Genomic DNA, 15,439 nt, shown 5'->3' on the forward strand with positions numbered 1-15,439 from the left:
CTATCGGATGAACGGAAGCGGGAGTTCACCGGCCGTTCACGCCCTGGCGGCCCGCCGGGATCATCATTGTCGATCGATGCCCCGCCCTCCAAACCGCGCTCCGAACCGCCCTCCCTACCGGCTGCCGGACCGCCTGCCGGACCTCCCTTCCGGACCGGCTGCCCGGCCGTCCGCCGGAGAGTCCCCGGAAGGCCGGCCCGGCCGTGCACCGGGAGGGCCGGGGACGCGGCGGGACACCCCATAGGGTGACCGTCATGACTTGGCTGATCACAGGTGGAGCGGGATACATCGGGGCGCATGTGGCGCACGCCATGACGGCTGCCGGTGAACAGGTCGTCGTGCTCGACGACCTGTCCTCGGGGCTTCCCGGGCGGCTGCCGGCCGGGGTCCCGTTGGTGCGCGGTTCCGTGCTCGAGCGCGACGTGGTGGACCGGGTGCTGTCCGAGCACGCCGTGACGGGCGTGGTGCACCTCGCCGCGAAGAAGCAGGTCGGTGAGTCGGTGGAGCAGCCGCTCAGGTACTACCGGGAGAACGTGTGCGGCCTCACCGTGCTGCTGGAGGCCGTTGTCGCGGCGGGTGTGCGGCGCTTCCTGTTCTCGTCGTCGGCCGCCGTGTACGGGGTGCCGGACACCGAGCTCGTCCCCGAGTCGGCCGCGTGCGAACCGATCAACCCGTACGGGGAGACGAAGCTCACGGGTGAGCGCCTGGTGCGGGCGGCGGGGCGGGCGCACGGCCTGTCGACGGCCTGCCTGCGGTACTTCAACGTCGCGGGTGCGGCCGCTCCCGAACTGTCCGACACGGGAGTGTTCAACATCATCCCGATGTTCTTCGACCGGATCACCCGTGGCGAGGCGCCGCGGATCTTCGGCGCGGACTACCCCACCCCGGACGGGACCTGCATCCGCGACTACATCCATGTCGCGGACCTCGCCGACGCCCATCTCGCGGTGGCGCGGCGGCTCACGAAGACGGCGGGCGGCGAGGACCTCACCGTCAACATCGGCCGCGGCATCGGCGTCTCGGTCCGGGAGCTCGCCTCCGTGGTGGCCGAGGTCACCGGCCGCGGCCCGGGACCGGTGGTCGAGGCGCGCCGGCCCGGCGACCCTGCGAAGGCCGTCGCGTCGGTCGTCCGGATCACCGAGGAGCTCGGCTGGACCGCCTCGTACGGGGTGCGCGAGATGGTCGCCTCCGCCTGGGAGGGCTGGCTGGCCAGGCACCCCGAGACCGCGGCACACTGATCGTCGATCTCGCCTGACCTGCAAGCATTTGCGCAGGTCAGACGATATGACAACGGTGTTCAGTGCCGTGTTGCCCGATACCCCCCTCCCGTAGTTCACTGTGGACTCGACCGAGGGACGCGACCGACGCATGGGCACGGGAAGGGCACCGACATGGGGGCTGGGCACGACCACGGGCACGGCGGCCCGCCACCGACGGGCACCGCCGCGGCGGCCTACAAGGGCCGGCTGCGGATCGCCCTCACCATCACCCTGGGCGTCATGGTGCTGGAGATCGTCGGTGGAGTGCTGGCGGACTCCCTGGCCCTGATCGCCGACGCCGCCCACATGGCGACGGACGCGGTGGGGCTCGCGCTGGCCCTGCTGGCGATCCACTTCGCCAACCGGCCCGCCGGGCTGAACCGCACGTTCGGCTTCGCCCGCGCCGAGATCCTCGCCGCGCTCGCCAACTGCCTGCTGCTCCTCGGCGTCGGTGGCTTCCTGCTGTTCGAGGCGGTGGAGCGCTTCATCGAGCCCGCGCAGACCAGGGGTGGGCTGACGATCGTCTTCGCGCTCGTCGGCCTGGCGGCGAACATGGTCTCGCTGACGCTGCTGATGCGCGGGCAGAAGGAGAGCCTCAACGTGCGGGGCGCGTATCTGGAGGTGCTGGCGGACGCGCTCGGCTCGGTGACCGTGCTGGTCTCCGCGGCGGTCATCCTGGCGACCGGCTGGCAGTACGCCGACCCGATCGCCTCCCTCGCCATCGGCCTGATGATCGTGCCGCGCACCTGGCGGCTGCTGCGGGAGACCCTGAACGTGCTGCTGGAGTCGGCCCCGAAGGGCGTCGACATGGGCGAGGTCCGCTCCCACATACTGGCGCTGCCCGGTGTCGAGGACGTGCACGACCTGCACGCCTGGACGATCACGTCCGGGATGCCGGTGCTCTCCGCGCACGTGGTCGTGAGCCAGGACGTACTGGACGCGGTGGGGCACGAGAAGATGCTGCACGACCTGCAGGGCTGCCTGGGTGCGCACTTCGACGTCGAGCACTGCACCTTCCAGCTCGAGCCGGTCGGCCACGCGGAGCACGAGGCGAGACTCTGCCATTGAGACCCCGTCACGCGAAGGCCCGGCCGCTGCTAGGGTTCCCGGCGGGACATGGCCGTCCCACCCCCTTGAGCGGTTCGAGAGGAGCTGAGGTCGATGACCGTCGCAGTGGAGGCTGCCCCGCGCAGCACACGGTCCTTCCTCATCCTCCGGGCCTCCGTCCGAGCCTGACCCGACCCGGTCCGGTCTCCCCCGGTCCCGCGGTCGCGCCCGTCGGCCGGAGCCCCCGCGAACAAGGGTTTCACGTTGTCCGACAACGCTTTGCACGACGCTTTCTTCGCCCTGCACCACGGTCTGCCGCGGCAGGGCCCCGGTTCCGACGACACGACCGCCCGGCTGCTCGCCATGGCGGGTCCGCTGCCCGCGCGTCCGCGCGTGCTCGACCTGGGCTGCGGGCCCGGCCGCAGCGCCCTGGCACTCGCCGAACGGGCGGGCGCCCGGGTGACGGCGGTCGATCTGCACGAGCCGTTCCTCGACGAACTGCGGCACAGCGCCGAGGCGCGCGGTCTCGGTGACGCTATCGGCACCGTCCGCGCCGACATGGGGGCACTGGACTTCCCCGACGGCTCCTTCGACGCCGTGTGGGCGGAGAGTTCCGCGTACAGCATCGGTTTCGACACCGCCCTTGAGCGGTGGCGCCGGCTGCTCTCCCCCGGCGGCAGTCTGGTGGTGACCGAGTGCGAGTGGACGGCCGACGCCCCCTCGGCAGCGGCCCGCGCCTTCTGGGACCGGCACTACCGGCTCCGTACGACCGCCGAGAACTGCTCGGCGGCCGTCGCCGCGGGCTATCACGTCGTGGGGCTGTACCGGCAGCCTTCGAGCGACTGGGACGAGTACTACGGCCCGCTGGCCGAGCGGGCCGACGCCGCCGACCCCGGCGCCCCGGGGATGGCCGAGGCGCTGGCCGCGACCCGCGAGGAGATCGCCGTACGCCGGGAGCACGGCACGGAGTTCGGCTACACCGGCTATGTGCTGCGTCCCGCCGACCTCCGCTGGCGCACCCGTCCGGAGACGGCGACGGACATCCCGGCGGTGCGCGCGGTCAACGCCGCCGCGTTTCCCACCGCCGGCGAGGCGGCCCTGGTGGACGCGCTGCGCGAGGACGTCGAGGCGTGGCTGCCGGGGCTGTCGTACGTCGCCGAGGCGCCGGACGGGTCGGTGGCGGCGTACGCACTGCTCAGCCGGTGCCGGATCGGCGGCGCGCCGGCGCTGGCCCTCGCGCCGGTGGCGACCGCGCCGCGTCACCAGCGGCAGGGCGCGGGCCAGGCGGTGGTCCGTGCGGTGCTGGACGCGGCACGGGCGCGCGGTGAGGGGCCGGTCGTCGCCCTCGGGCACCCCGAGTACTACCCGAGGTTCGGTTTCGAGACCGCCTCGAAGCACGGGATCAGGACATCTTTCGAGGTACCGGGAGAGGCCCTGATGGTGCTGGCGCTCGACGGCAGCCGGGACGTGCCGCGGGGCACGGTCCGTTGTCCGGCGGCCTTCGGCGTCTGACGGCCGTCCGCCCCGCCGCGCGGGTGCGCGGCGGGGCGGACATGCCAGACGGCCACCGAAGTACGGACAAGCCGCTTTTGTACGGCAGACTGAGCGGAGCCCAGGGTCCTTCCACCGGAAGGCCGCAGGGCCGAGGACCGATGCGAAGGACGGTTATGCCGATCACACCAGCCAACGCGGCGACCAGTGCGTCGAACGGCGCATCACCAGCGATCCTGCTCGAGCTGGTCGACGAGGAGGGCAACACCGTCGGCACGGCGGAGAAGCTCGCCGCCCACCAGCCGCCCGGTCAGCTGCACCGCGCGTTCTCGGTGTTCCTCTTCGACGAGCTGGGGCGGCTGCTGCTGCAGCGCCGCGCGCTCGGCAAGTACCACTCCCCCGGTGTCTGGTCGAACTCCTGCTGCGGCCACCCGTACCCGGGCGAGGCTCCGTTCGCCGCGGCCGCCCGGCGTGCGTACGAGGAGCTGGGTGTGTCGCCCTCGCTGCTCGCCGAGGCGGGCACGGTCCGCTACAACCACCCGGATCCCGAATCGGGGCTCGTCGAGCAGGAGTTCAACCATCTCTTCGTCGGGATGGTGCAGTCCACGCTGCGGCCGGACCCCGAGGAGATCGGGGAGACGGCTTTCGTGACGCCGGACGAACTGACCGAGCTGCACGGGTCCGCGCCGTTCTCCGCGTGGTTCATGACGGTGCTGGACGCGGCCAGGCCCGCGGTCAGGGAGCTGACGGGACCGGTCGGCGGCTGGTAGCCCGTACGCGGCGGCGCGGCGCTTACGGCCCTGTCGGCCGGCGCCGCCTCACAGGGCCGCCGCGCCGCCCTGGAGCTGCGGCACCAGCGGCAGCTCCGCCCAGATGATCTTGCCGCCGCTCGCGGTGTGCTCGACGTCGCAGATGCCCCCGGCCTCCCGGGTGATCTCACGGACCAGCAGCAGTCCGCGGCCTCCCGTCCGCGCGGCGTCGGTCTCGAGCGCCTTGGGCCGGTAGGGGTGGTTGTCCTCCACGGAGACCCGTACCCGGTGCGCGCCGATGGCGACCTCCACGGCGACCTCCGGCGAGAGCAGGGCCGCGTGCCGCACGGTGTTGGTGACGAGTTCGGAGACGATCAGCAGGAGGCCCTGCACCACGTCGTCGGCGACCGGCACGCCCTGGCGGGCGAGCAGGTCGCGCACGGCGTGCCGGGCCTGGGGCACGGCCACCTCGAGGGCGGGAGCGGTGAACCGCCAGACGCCCTCGTACGACAGCGGCCGGGCGGGCACGCTTCCGCGGCTCTCCATAGTCCGGCACCCACCTTCGGCTCGTCCCGCTGACCTTCGGGTAACAAGTGTTGGGAGTCAGTTGGTCCGTGCCGCACCGCTGAACGGAAGTGAACACCTATCAGCGGTTCATGACCGAACACGGATGACGATGTCAGGTGTGTGACTGCTCGGAACCGCCTTCTGCGCGCTTCGCCTGGCCGATCGTTTCAGCACTCTTATCGGGTTTCGGAGCTGCCGCGGCGCTGCGGTCCGGCACCTCCGTGATCACGGGCCGGGTCCTGCGGATAGCATCCCGCGCATGGAGTCCCCCAAGGCCCGGCCGCCACGCCTGACGCACACCGTCGCGGACGGCGTCGCCACCGTCGTCATCAGCAACCCCGCCAAGCGCAACGCCATGACCGCCGGTATGTGGCGGGCGCTGCCCGAACTGCTCGGACGACTCGCGGCGGAGCACGCCGTACGGGCACTGGTGCTGACCGGCGAGGGTGCGACGTTCTGCGCGGGCGCGGACATCTCCTCGCTGCGGGAACCGGGCGAGGACCCGCAGTCACTGGCGGTACGCGCCGAGGAGGCGCTCGCGGCGTTCCCCAAGCCGACGCTCGCCGTGGTGCGCGGCTACTGCGTGGGCGGCGGCTGCCAGCTCGCCGCGGCCTGCGATCTGCGGTTCGCGGAGCAGGACGCCCTGTTCGGTGTGACGCCGTCGAAGCTCGGCATCGTCTACCCGGCGGCCTCGACGCGCCGGCTCACGGCACTGGTCGGCCCGGCGGCCGCCAAGTACCTGCTGTTCTCCGGCGAGTTGATCAGCACCGAGCGGGCACTGCGGACCGGCCTGGTCGACGAGGTGCTGCCGGCGGACGAACTCGGGCGCCGGGCCGCGGAGTTCACCCGGATTCTGGCGTCGCGCTCGCAGCTCACGCAGTGTGCGGCGAAGGAGTTCGCCGCCGGACGCACGGATCGGGACACGTACTGGGCCGAGCAGGCGCGCGGCAGCGGCGACACCGCGGAGGGGGTCGCCGCCTTCCTGGAGCGGCGCACGCCGCGCTTCGAATGGACGCCGGCGCCTACCGGGGGATGAAGCGGCTGCGGGTGCGGAACTCCTCCACCAGGTCCGCCGACGCCTTCCCGGGCGAGCCCGCGTCGTAGGGCGGCCGGGGGTCGTACTCGGTGAGCAGCTGCACGGCCTGGGCGTGCCGGTCACCGGCCACCCTGCCGACGAGCGTGAGCCCCATGTCGATGCCGGACGACACGCCGGCGGCCGTGACGTACTTGCCGTCGGTGACGACCCGGCGGCCGGTCGGCTCGGCGCCCAGCCGCTTCAGCCTGTCGAGGGCGAGCCAGTGCGAGGTCGCCTCACGCCCCTTCAGCAGTCCGGCGGCGGCGAGGAGCAGGGAGCCGGTGCACACCGATGTGGTCCACGTACTGGTCGCGTCCACGGCGCGCAGCCACTCCAGCAGCACCTCGTTCTCCATCTGCGCCTCCTGGCCGGGGCCGCCGGGAACGACGACGATGGCCGGTGCGGGGACCTCGGCGAAGGTCCTGGTGGCGACGAGTCCCAGTTCACCGCGGTCGTTGGGCACGGGGCCGGTCCGCTCGGCGACGAAGACGACCTCGGTGTCGGGCAGGCGGCACAGCATTTCGTAGGGGCCGACGGCGTCCAGGGCCGTGAAGTGGTCGAAGAGCAGGACGGCGATTCGGGTGGGCACGAGCGGTGTCCTTTCGTCGGACGTCAGCGGGCGGGGTGCGCGGGGCTGCGGAAGCGGCGGCGGTACTCGACCGGTGCGACACCGAGGGACTTGACGAACGCCCTGCGCATGGCCTCGGCGGTGCCGTAGCCACAGGCGCGCGAGATCTTCGTGACCCCGTCGGCCGTGTCCTCGAGGAGTCGTCGGGCGTGCTCGAGCCGCACCCGCTCGACGTAGCGCCCCGGTGTCGTACCCGTCTCCGTGTGGAAGGCTCGGGCGAAGTGGCGGGGTGACAGGCCCGCGCGGTCGGCGAGCGACTCGACCGACAGATCGGCCTCGGGGTGCTGGACGACCCAGTGCTGCACCGCGCGCAGCGGTTCGCGCGAGGCGGTCTGTGCCGCGAGCTGGGCGCTGAACTGGGACTGGTTGCCGGGGCGGCGCAGGAAGACGACGAGATTCCGGGCCACGGCCAGGGCGACGTCCCTGCCCAGATCCTCCTCCACGAGAGCCAGCGCCAGGTCGATCCCCGCCGTGACACCCGCGGAGGTGGAGATCCGGCCGTCCCGCACGAAGATCGGATCAGGCTCGACGTCGACGTGCGGATAGGTGGCGGCGAGGTGGTCGCAGGCGCGCCAGTGGGTGGTCGCCCGGTGCCCGTCCAGCAGTCCGGCGGCGGCGAGCAGCAGGGCCCCGGTACAGACGGAGACCAGACGCCCGGCGCGCGGGGCATCCGCGCGGAGCCAGTCGATGAGACGCGGGTCGGGGCGGCGGGTGCCCTCACCGCCGGGCACGAGGAGCGTGTGCGGGGCGGGCGCGTCCGCGAGGCTGCCGTCGGGCACCAGGGTGAGGCCGCTGGAGGTCCGTACCGGCGAACCGTCGAGCGAGGCGGTGCGGATGCGGTACGCGGAACGGTCGCCGCAGCTGCGACGGGCTCCCTCGAAGACTTCGATGGGGCCGGTCACGTCAAGGCTCTGTACGTCGTCGAAGAGGACGACGAGCAGGGTTCGCTCCGTCATGGTCTTCATCCTTGGCGGGCCGGCGCGTGGCCGCAATGACGAGGAACCCACTCTTCCTGCCATGGACGGTCGGGGTGGCCCCCGGCCCTCCTCTTCGTACCAACCCGGCGACCGGCCCTTGACGGCCCCCCTCACGACCCCTTTCACGGCATACCAACCAGTCGGTAACGTGCCCTCATGAGCTCTCTGCACCCGCGCGCGGGACGCCGCTGCCACAACGTCGTCAACCCGCTGCACTCCACGGTCTACTTCTCCCCCGACTTCACCGGCGAACTCGGCCGGATCGGCATCGAGGACCCGAACGCCGCGTACTTCGCGGGTCGCGGTGCCGCGATGGGAGCGGTCGGGGCGGGCGCGGTGGCCGCCGCCTTCTACAACTTCAATCACGAGCTGATCGCCAAGCACGTGCCGGCCGTGTGGGACACCGCCTCGCCGCAGGCGGTGCTCGACGCGCGGCTGCGTGCCGCCGACAACACGCTCCGGCGACTGCTCGGCGACGACGCGGTCTCCTCCGCCGAGATGGCGGAGGCCGCCGGTCTCGCCCTGCGCGCGGCCGAGGCGTGCACCCGGCACGCCCGCCCGCTGTACGCGGCCCACGCGGACCTGCCCGTGCCCGAGGCACCGCACCTGGCGTACTGGCATGCCGCGACGCTGCTGCGCGAGCACCGCGGCGACGGCCATCTCGCGGCGCTGCTGGCGGCGGGGCTCGATCCGCTCGAGGCGCTGGTGAGCCACACCGCTACGGGCAAGGGCATGTCACCGCGCTGGATCCTCACCACCCGCGGCTGGGGCCGGGCCGACTGGGAGGCGGCGCAGGCGCGGCTACGGGAGCGCGGACTGCTGGACGCGGAGGGCGGGTTGACAGAGGCGGGCACCGCGCTGCGGGCCGAGGTCGAGGAGCACACCGACCGCCTGGACCGTGCCTCGTACGAGCACCTGGGTGCGGACGGTGTCGAGCGCCTGACCGAGCTGGGCCGGGGCTTCCTGATGACGGCGGCGGTGGCGGGCGCGTTCCCGCCGGACCTGGTCGGCAAGGACTGAGGCCGGCCCGGCACAGGCGCGGCGGTCCTGTCGGGGCGCCGCCCAGAACCCCGCGCCTCGATCGCCGACGAGGCCGATGTCGCTCGGGCCGACGGAAACGAAACCGTCGGCCCGGGGCAGGGGCGCTCGGGGTGTCCGGAACGTGCGGCGTCGTGAGACACGGCGAGGCGTGTGACGTGAGGCGTCCTGAGACACGGCGAGGCGTGTACGGGAACGCGGTCCCCGACACGCCCCCGGAGCGGCACCCGGGCGCCGAGCCACCGGACCGGAAGCGCCCCGAACCGCAACCGCGCACGACCGGGCCACGCCCGCGAACGTGAACCCGGCCCGCCGACCGCCCCAGGGCACGGCACAATGCTCACTCATGCACAGCGAGCACGAGAAGGCGAGTCGGACAACCGTGACGACGTCCATCGAAGGCAGGATCGCCGAGGAGCTCGGCGTACGCGAACGGCAGGTGAAGGCGGCCGTCGAGCTGCTCGACGGCGGGTCGACCGTCCCGTTCATCGCGCGCTACCGCAAGGAAGCGACCGAGATGCTCGACGACGCGCAGCTGCGCACGCTCGAGGAACGGCTGCGCTATCTGCGGGAACTGGAGGACCGGCGGACCGCGATCCTGGACTCGGTGCGCGAGCAGGGCAAGCTTGACGACGAGCTCGAGACCCGGATCCGGGCCGCCGACACCAAGGCGCGGCTCGAGGACATCTATCTGCCGTTCAAGCCGAAGCGGCGCACCAAGGCGCAGATCGCGCGCGAGGCGGGCCTGGAGCCGCTGGCCGAAGGGCTGCTCTCGGACCCTTCGGTCGAACCGCTCGCCGCCGCCGCGGCGTTCGTCGACGCCGGCAAGGGCGTCGCGGACGCGCCCGCGGCGCTGGAGGGGGCGCGGGCCATTCTGGCGGAGCGTTTCTCCGAGGATGCCGACCTCATCGGCGAGCTTCGTGAGCGGATGTGGACCCGTGGCCGGCTCTCGGCGAAGGTCCGGGAAGGCAAGGAGGAGGCCGGCGCGAAGTTCGCGGACTACTTCGACTTCTCCCAGCCGTTCACCGAGATGCCCTCGCACCGCGTCCTCGCGATGTTCCGCGGCGAGAAGGAGGAGGTCCTCGACCTCGTGCTGGAGCCGGAGGAGCCCGTCGAGGGGCCCTCCTCGTACGAGGGGATCGTGGCGGCCCGCTTCGGTGTGTCCCGGCAGGGCCGGCCCGGCGACAAGTGGCTCGCCGACACCGTGCGCTGGGCCTGGCGGACCCGGATCCTGGTGCATCTCGGCATCGATCTGCGGCTGCGACTGCGCACGGCCGCGGAGGACGAGGCGGTACGGGTCTTCGCCGCCAACCTGCGGGATCTGCTGCTCGCCGCCCCGGCCGGCACCCGCGCCACCCTCGGGCTCGACCCCGGTTTCCGTACCGGCGTGAAGGTCGCGGTGGTCGACGCGACCGGCAAGGTCGTCGCCACCGACACGATCCATCCGCACGTCCCCGCGAACAAGTGGGACGCGTCGCTCGCGACGCTGGCACGCCTCGCCAAGGAGCACGCGGTCGAGCTGATCGCGATCGGCAACGGCACGGCCTCCCGTGAGACGGACAAGCTCGCCGGCGATCTCATCACCAGGCACCCGGAGCTGGGCCTGACCAAGGTGATGGTCTCGGAGGCCGGCGCGTCGGTGTACTCGGCGTCGGCGTTCGCCTCGCAGGAGCTGCCCGGCCTGGACGTCTCGCTGCGCGGCGCCGTGTCGATCGCGCGACGGCTGCAGGACCCGCTCGCCGAGCTGGTCAAGATCGACCCCAGGTCCATCGGTGTCGGGCAGTACCAGCACGACCTGTCCGAGCTGAAGCTGTCGCGCTCGCTCGACGCCGTGGTCGAGGACTGTGTGAACGGTGTCGGTGTCGACGTCAACACGGCGTCCGCGCCGCTGCTGTCGCGGGTCTCGGGCATCGGCGCCGGCCTCGCGGAGAACATCGTCGCGCACCGCGACGCCAACGGCCCGTTCCGTTCCCGCAGGGCGCTCAAGGACGTGGCGCGCCTCGGCCCGAAGGCGTACGAGCAGTGCGCGGGCTTCCTGCGCATCCGCGGCGGCGTGGACCCGCTGGACGCCTCGAGCGTCCACCCGGAGGCGTACCCGGTGGTGCGGCGGATGGTGAAGACCGGCGGTGGCGAAGTGGCCTCCCTCATCGGCAACACCTCGGTGCTGCGGTCGCTGCGGCCCGCGGACTTCGTGGACGAGACCTTCGGTCTGCCGACCGTGACGGACATCCTGCGCGAGCTGGAGAAGCCGGGCCGCGACCCGCGTCCGGCGTTCAGGACGGCCACCTTCAAGGAGGGCGTCGAGAAGATCGGCGACCTGGCTGCCGGGATGGTGCTGGAGGGCGTCGTCACGAACGTGGCCGCGTTCGGGGCGTTCGTGGACGTCGGTGTCCACCAGGACGGTCTGGTGCATGTCTCCGCGATGTCCAAGACGTTCGTCAAGGATCCGCGGGACGTGGTCAAGCCGGGCGACGTGGTGAAGGTGAAGGTCGTCGAGGTCGACATCCCGCGCAAGCGGATCTCGCTGACGCTGCGGCTGGACGACGAGGCGTCGGCGGCGCCGTCGCCGCAGCGTGAGCGTGGCGGTCGGCCGCCGCAGCAGCGCCAGGGCGGTGGCGGCCGTGACCGGCGCGGTGGAGGCGGTGGGGATCGCCGCGGGGGCGGGGGCGACCGCCGCGGTGCGGAGCGCCAGGCCCCGGCCCCGTCGAACAGTGCGATGGCGGACGCCCTGCGCCGCGCGGGTCTGGCGGACCCGAAGAACCGCTGACGCCCCGGTCTCTCCCGGGCCGGGGTTCCCCGGCCCGGGAGGGACCTGTCAGACCTCGGTCACCCTGCCGTCCGCCACCTCGACGCGGCGGGTGACACGGACGGCGTCCAGCATGCGGCGGTCGTGGGTGACCAGCAGCAGCGTGCCCGTGTACGAGTCGAGCGCCGACTCGAGCTGTTCGATGGCGGCCAGGTCGAGATGGTTGGTCGGTTCGTCCAGTACGAGCAGATTGACGCCCCGGCCCTGGAGCAGAGCGAGCGCGGCGCGGGTCCGCTCCCCCGGTGAGAGGGTCGTCGCGGGGCGCAGCACATACTCCGCCTTGAGCCCGAACTTGGCCAGCAGAGTGCGCACTTCGGCCGGTTCGGTGTCGGGGACGGCCGCGCAGAAGGCGTCCAGCAGGCACTCGTCGCCGTAGAACAGGCGGCGGGCCTGGTCGACCTCGCCGACGACGACACCCGAGCCGAGGGCGGCGTGTCCCTCGTCGAGGGGAAGCCGGCCGAGCAGCGCGGCGAGCAGCGTCGACTTGCCGGCCCCGTTGGCGCCGGTGATGGCCACCCGGTCCGCCCAGTCGATCTGCAGCGACGCGGGCCCGAAGCGGAAGCCGCCGCGCCGGACCTCCGCCTCTCTGAGGGTGGCCACCACCGAGCCGGAGCGCGGGGCGGCGGCGATCTCCATCCGCAGCTCCCACTCCTTGCGTGGCTCGTCCACGGCGTCGAGCCGTTCGATCATGCGCTGCGTCTGGCGTGCTTTGGCGGCCTGCTTCTCGCTCGCCTCGCTCCGCATCTTGCGGCCGATCTTGTCGTTGTCGGTGGCCTTGCGGCGGGCGTTCTTGACGCCCTTGTCCATCCAGCTGCGCTGCATCTGGGCACGGCCTTCGAGCGCGGCCTTCTTGTCGGCGAACTCGTCGTACTCCTCGCGGGCGTGGCGCCGGGCCCGCTCGCGCTCCTCCAGGTACGCCTGGTAGCCGCCGCCGTAGAGGGTGATCTGCTGCTGGGCCAGGTCGAGTTCGAGGACCTTGGTGACGGTACGGGTGAGGAACTCGCGGTCGTGGCTGACGACGACCGTGCCGGCACGCAGGCCCTGGACGAATTTCTCCAGGCGTTCGAGACCGTCCAGATCGAGGTCGTTGGTGGGCTCGTCGAGCAGGAAGACGTCGTAGCGGGACAGCAGGAGCGAGGCGAGACCGGCGCGGGCCGCCTGCCCACCGGACAGGGAGGTCATGGGCACATCGAGGCCCACGGTGAGACCGAGTGAGGCGACGACGTCCTCCGCACGCTCGTCCAGGTCGGCGCCGCCGAGGTCCAGCCACCGCTCGAGACCGACGGCGTAGGCGTCGTCGGCTCCCGGGACGCCGTCGGCCAGGCCCTGGGCGGCGGCGTCCATGGCGGTCTGGGCGGCCGCGACGCCGGTGCGGCGGGCCAGGAAGTCCCGTACGGTCTCCCCCTCGCGGCGCTCCGGCTCCTGCGGGAGATGGCCGACGGTCGCGGTCGGCGGGGAGAGCCGCAGCTCGCCCTGTTCCGGCCGGTCGAGCCCCGCGAGCAGCCGCAGCAACGTGGACTTGCCCGCGCCGTTCACGCCGACGAGACCGATCACGTCGCCGGGGGCGACGACGAGGTCGAGCCCGGTGAACAGCGAGCGGTCGCCGTGGGCGGCGGCGAGATCCTTGGCGACGAGAGTTGCAGTCATCAGGGGGTGCATCTTAAGGCTTCGCGGGCCGGGCCGGGCAGGCCGGGTGGGACGAGCCGGGCCGGGCAGGCCGGGGCAGGCGGCAGGACCGGGATCCGGCGGGCTGACCGCGTCGCACGGCAGGACCACAACTACAGGCACGGTGGCGCCGGTGTCACGTTGTCACGGTGACGTGGGGGCGTGCCGAGGCGGCGGCCGCTCGCGTGGGCCGGGGCCGGCGGCCACTCCCGCAGCGGTAACGGGAGCGGCCCGCCGCAGCACGCCCTCTGAGTGGCCTGCCCCGTCGACGAACACCGACCGAGCCGGCACCGGCCCCGGACCGGCCCCGGACGGGCCCGGACCGGCCCGGACCGGCCCCGGACGAACCGGCGTCCGGCCTCCCATCACCCCGGCTCCGGCCCGTCCTCGCGCTTCTGCAGGCCCTCTGCCGCCTCCGGCGGGATCTCCGGCTCCTCGACGGGGATCTGTCCCGCCTCGGGGCCGAGGCCCGGGCCGATGCGGATCTCGAACTCTCCCGCGTACTTCTCGTGACCCGCGATCACCGCCGACTCCACCGCCTCCTCCGCGATCTCGCCACGGACGATCAGCGGGTCCTGGCGCAGGTCGCGCATGAGCGCCAGGCACATCCCGATCATCACCAGTACGAAGGGAGCCGCGACCAGGATCGTCAGTTGCTGCAGACCCGCGAGGGCGTCGCCCTTGCCCTCGCCGACGAGCAGCATGACGGCGGCCACGGCACCGGTCACCACGCCCCAGAAGATGACGACGAGCCGAGCCGGTTCGAAGGTGCCCTTCTGGGAGAGCGTGCCCATGACGATCGAGGCGGCGTCCGCGCCGGACACGAAGAAGATGCCGACGAGGATCATCACCAGGAGGCTCATCACCCCGGCGATCGGGAACTCCTGCAGGACGCCGAAGAGCTGGCCCTCAGGTGTCGTCTCACCGGCCAGCTCGCCGCGCTCCTCGAGCTTCATGGCCGTGCCGCCGAAGATGGCGAACCAGACCAGGCTGACCGTGCTCGGCACCAGGATGACGCCGCCCACGAACTGACGGATCGTGCGACCGCGGCTGATCCGCGCGATGAACATGCCGACGAACGGCGTCCACGAGATCCACCACGCCCAGTAGAAGACCGTCCAGCTGCTCAGCCAGTCGGCGACGTCGACGCCACCGGTCGACGCCTCGGTACGGCCGGCCAGCTGTGGCAGCTCACCGAAGTAGGCGGCGAGGGACGTGGGAACCAGATCGAGCACGAGGATGGTGGGACCGGCGACGAAGACGAACAGGGCGAGGACCACGGCCAGCACCATGTTGGTGTTGGACAGCCACTGGATGCCCCGCTCGACGCCGGATACGGCGGAGACCACGAAACACACCGTCAGGACCGCGATGACGGAGATCAGCAGGCCCGTGCCCGCCTGCGCCATCCAGCCCACCTCCTGCATCCCGCTGCCGATCTGCAGGGCACCGAGGCCCAGTGACGTCGCGGAGCCGAAGAGCGTGGCGAAGATGGCGAGGATGTCGATCACCCGGCCGGGAGGGCCCTCGGCGTGCTTCTTGCCCATCAAGGGCGTGAAGACGGCGCTGATGTTCTGCCGCCTGCGGCGCCGGAAGGTGCTGTACGCGATGGCGAGACCGACCACGGCGTAGATGGCCCACGGGTGCAGTGTCCAGTGGAAGAGCGTGGTGGCCAGAGCGGTCTGCATGGCGTCCGCCGAGTCGATCGGCGTGGTGCCCGGCGGAGGGTTCGTGTAGTGCGCCAGCGGTTCGCTGACCCCGTAGAACATCAGGCCGATGCCCATGCCCGCGCTGAACATCATCGCGATCCACGAGACCGTGCGGAACTCGGGCTTCTCGTGCTCCTGGCCGAGCGGGATGCGGCCGTAGCGGCTGACGGCGAGCCAGAGCGCGAAGACGACGAACCCGGAGGCGGCCAGGACGAAGGCCCATCCGCCGTTGTGCATCAGGCCGCTCAGCATGGTGTCGGACACGCTTTCCAGCGTCTCCGTGAACACCGAGCCCCAGAACACGAAGGCGAGCGTGAGGACCGCCGCGATGCCGAACACCACGCGGTCCGTGACAGGTGGACTGTCCTCGTGCGGATGGCGGCCCGGCAGGGCCGCCTTCACCGGATACCACAGCCGTTCGGCCGGCT

12 protein-coding genes are annotated in these 15,439 nt (G+C 72.2%); 7 read left to right on the plus strand and 5 right to left on the minus strand.

What is annotated here, in order from left to right; genetic code table 11:
* Window positions 1-254 precede the first annotated feature (254 nt).
* The 4 genes from galE (at window position 255) to idi (ending at window position 4,567) form a co-directional block, all read left to right on the plus strand.
* Window positions 255-1,238, plus strand: coding sequence for a UDP-glucose 4-epimerase GalE (galE, locus tag AB0903_RS18740; RefSeq protein WP_366704086.1), 984 nt, complete (start codon window positions 255-257; stop codon window positions 1,236-1,238).
* A 153-nt stretch (window positions 1,239-1,391) separates the two neighbouring features.
* Window positions 1,392-2,327, plus strand: coding sequence for a cation diffusion facilitator family transporter (locus AB0903_RS18745; RefSeq protein WP_366704087.1), 936 nt, complete (start codon window positions 1,392-1,394; stop codon window positions 2,325-2,327).
* Between the two features lie 243 nt (window positions 2,328-2,570).
* Window positions 2,571-3,818: a bifunctional class I SAM-dependent methyltransferase/N-acetyltransferase gene (locus AB0903_RS18750; protein WP_366704088.1), complete on the plus strand. Its 1,248-nt coding sequence runs from the start codon at window positions 2,571-2,573 to the stop codon at window positions 3,816-3,818.
* A 155-nt stretch (window positions 3,819-3,973) separates the two neighbouring features.
* Window positions 3,974-4,567 (plus strand): isopentenyl-diphosphate Delta-isomerase, encoded by a 594-nt coding sequence (idi, locus tag AB0903_RS18755; RefSeq protein WP_366704090.1) that lies wholly within the window; start codon window positions 3,974-3,976, stop codon window positions 4,565-4,567.
* 48 nt (window positions 4,568-4,615) lie between these two features.
* On the opposite strand, the gene AB0903_RS18760 is transcribed toward idi, so the two are convergent.
* Window positions 4,616-5,092 carry an ATP-binding protein gene (locus AB0903_RS18760; RefSeq protein WP_366704092.1) on the minus strand — a complete coding sequence of 159 codons (477 nt, stop codon included), beginning with the start codon at window positions 5,090-5,092 and terminating at the stop codon, window positions 4,616-4,618.
* Between the two features lie 280 nt (window positions 5,093-5,372).
* Here AB0903_RS18760 and AB0903_RS18765 point away from each other — a divergent pair, with 280 nt between their 5' ends.
* Window positions 5,373-6,149: an enoyl-CoA hydratase/isomerase family protein gene (locus tag AB0903_RS18765; RefSeq protein ID WP_366704094.1), complete on the plus strand. Its 777-nt coding sequence runs from the start codon at window positions 5,373-5,375 to the stop codon at window positions 6,147-6,149.
* On the opposite strand, the gene AB0903_RS18770 is transcribed toward AB0903_RS18765, so the two are convergent.
* Both AB0903_RS18770 and AB0903_RS18775 read right to left on the minus strand, forming a co-directional pair.
* A complete protein-coding gene (locus AB0903_RS18770) occupies window positions 6,136-6,777 on the minus strand; it encodes a DJ-1/PfpI family protein (protein ID WP_366704096.1) in 642 nt (213 codons plus the stop codon). The two genes, AB0903_RS18765 and AB0903_RS18770, sit on opposite strands and share 14 nt — an antisense overlap.
* A 23-nt stretch (window positions 6,778-6,800) precedes the next feature.
* Window positions 6,801-7,772, minus strand: coding sequence for a GlxA family transcriptional regulator (locus AB0903_RS18775; protein WP_366704098.1), 972 nt, complete (start codon window positions 7,770-7,772; stop codon window positions 6,801-6,803).
* A gap of 177 nt (window positions 7,773-7,949) precedes the next feature.
* Here AB0903_RS18775 and AB0903_RS18780 point away from each other — a divergent pair, with 177 nt between their 5' ends.
* Together AB0903_RS18780 and AB0903_RS18785 are read left to right on the plus strand one after the other, a co-directional pair.
* A complete protein-coding gene (locus AB0903_RS18780; protein ID WP_366704100.1) occupies window positions 7,950-8,813 on the plus strand; it encodes a hypothetical protein in 864 nt (287 codons plus the stop codon).
* 364 nt (window positions 8,814-9,177) lie between these two features.
* A complete protein-coding gene (locus tag AB0903_RS18785; RefSeq protein WP_366704102.1) occupies window positions 9,178-11,598 on the plus strand; it encodes a Tex family protein in 2,421 nt (806 codons plus the stop codon).
* A 48-nt stretch (window positions 11,599-11,646) separates the two neighbouring features.
* Here the strand turns inward: AB0903_RS18785 and AB0903_RS18790 are convergent, their stop codons facing one another.
* Window positions 11,647-13,284: an ABC-F family ATP-binding cassette domain-containing protein gene (locus tag AB0903_RS18790; RefSeq protein ID WP_366704104.1), complete on the minus strand. Its 1,638-nt coding sequence runs from the start codon at window positions 13,282-13,284 to the stop codon at window positions 11,647-11,649.
* A 383-nt stretch (window positions 13,285-13,667) separates the two neighbouring features.
* Complete coding sequence (locus AB0903_RS18795; RefSeq protein WP_366704203.1) at window positions 13,668-15,413, minus strand: BCCT family transporter; 1,746 nt, start codon at window positions 15,411-15,413, stop codon at window positions 13,668-13,670.
* Window positions 15,414-15,439: the final 26 nt, after the last annotated feature.

Origin of the sequence: Streptomyces sp. NPDC048389, assembly GCF_040706335.1 — a bacterium.
GTDB lineage: Bacteria > Actinomycetota > Actinomycetes > Streptomycetales > Streptomycetaceae > Streptomyces.

Coding starts and splice junctions, on each gene's coding strand:
- idi (WP_366704090.1), top strand. CDS start 3,974: ATGCCGATCACACCAGCCAACGCGGCGACCAGTGCGTCGAACGGCGCA.
- AB0903_RS18785 (WP_366704102.1), top strand. CDS start 9,178: ATGCACAGCGAGCACGAGAAGGCGAGTCGGACAACCGTGACGACGTCC.
- AB0903_RS18780 (WP_366704100.1), top strand. CDS start 7,950: ATGAGCTCTCTGCACCCGCGCGCGGGACGCCGCTGCCACAACGTCGTC.
- AB0903_RS18760 (WP_366704092.1), bottom strand. CDS start 5,092: ATGGAGAGCCGCGGAAGCGTGCCCGCCCGGCCGCTGTCGTACGAGGGC.
- AB0903_RS18775 (WP_366704098.1), bottom strand. CDS start 7,772: ATGACGGAGCGAACCCTGCTCGTCGTCCTCTTCGACGACGTACAGAGC.
- galE (WP_366704086.1), top strand. CDS start 255: ATGACTTGGCTGATCACAGGTGGAGCGGGATACATCGGGGCGCATGTG.
- AB0903_RS18745 (WP_366704087.1), top strand. CDS start 1,392: ATGGGGGCTGGGCACGACCACGGGCACGGCGGCCCGCCACCGACGGGC.
- AB0903_RS18765 (WP_366704094.1), top strand. CDS start 5,373: ATGGAGTCCCCCAAGGCCCGGCCGCCACGCCTGACGCACACCGTCGCG.
- AB0903_RS18790 (WP_366704104.1), bottom strand. CDS start 13,284: ATGACTGCAACTCTCGTCGCCAAGGATCTCGCCGCCGCCCACGGCGAC.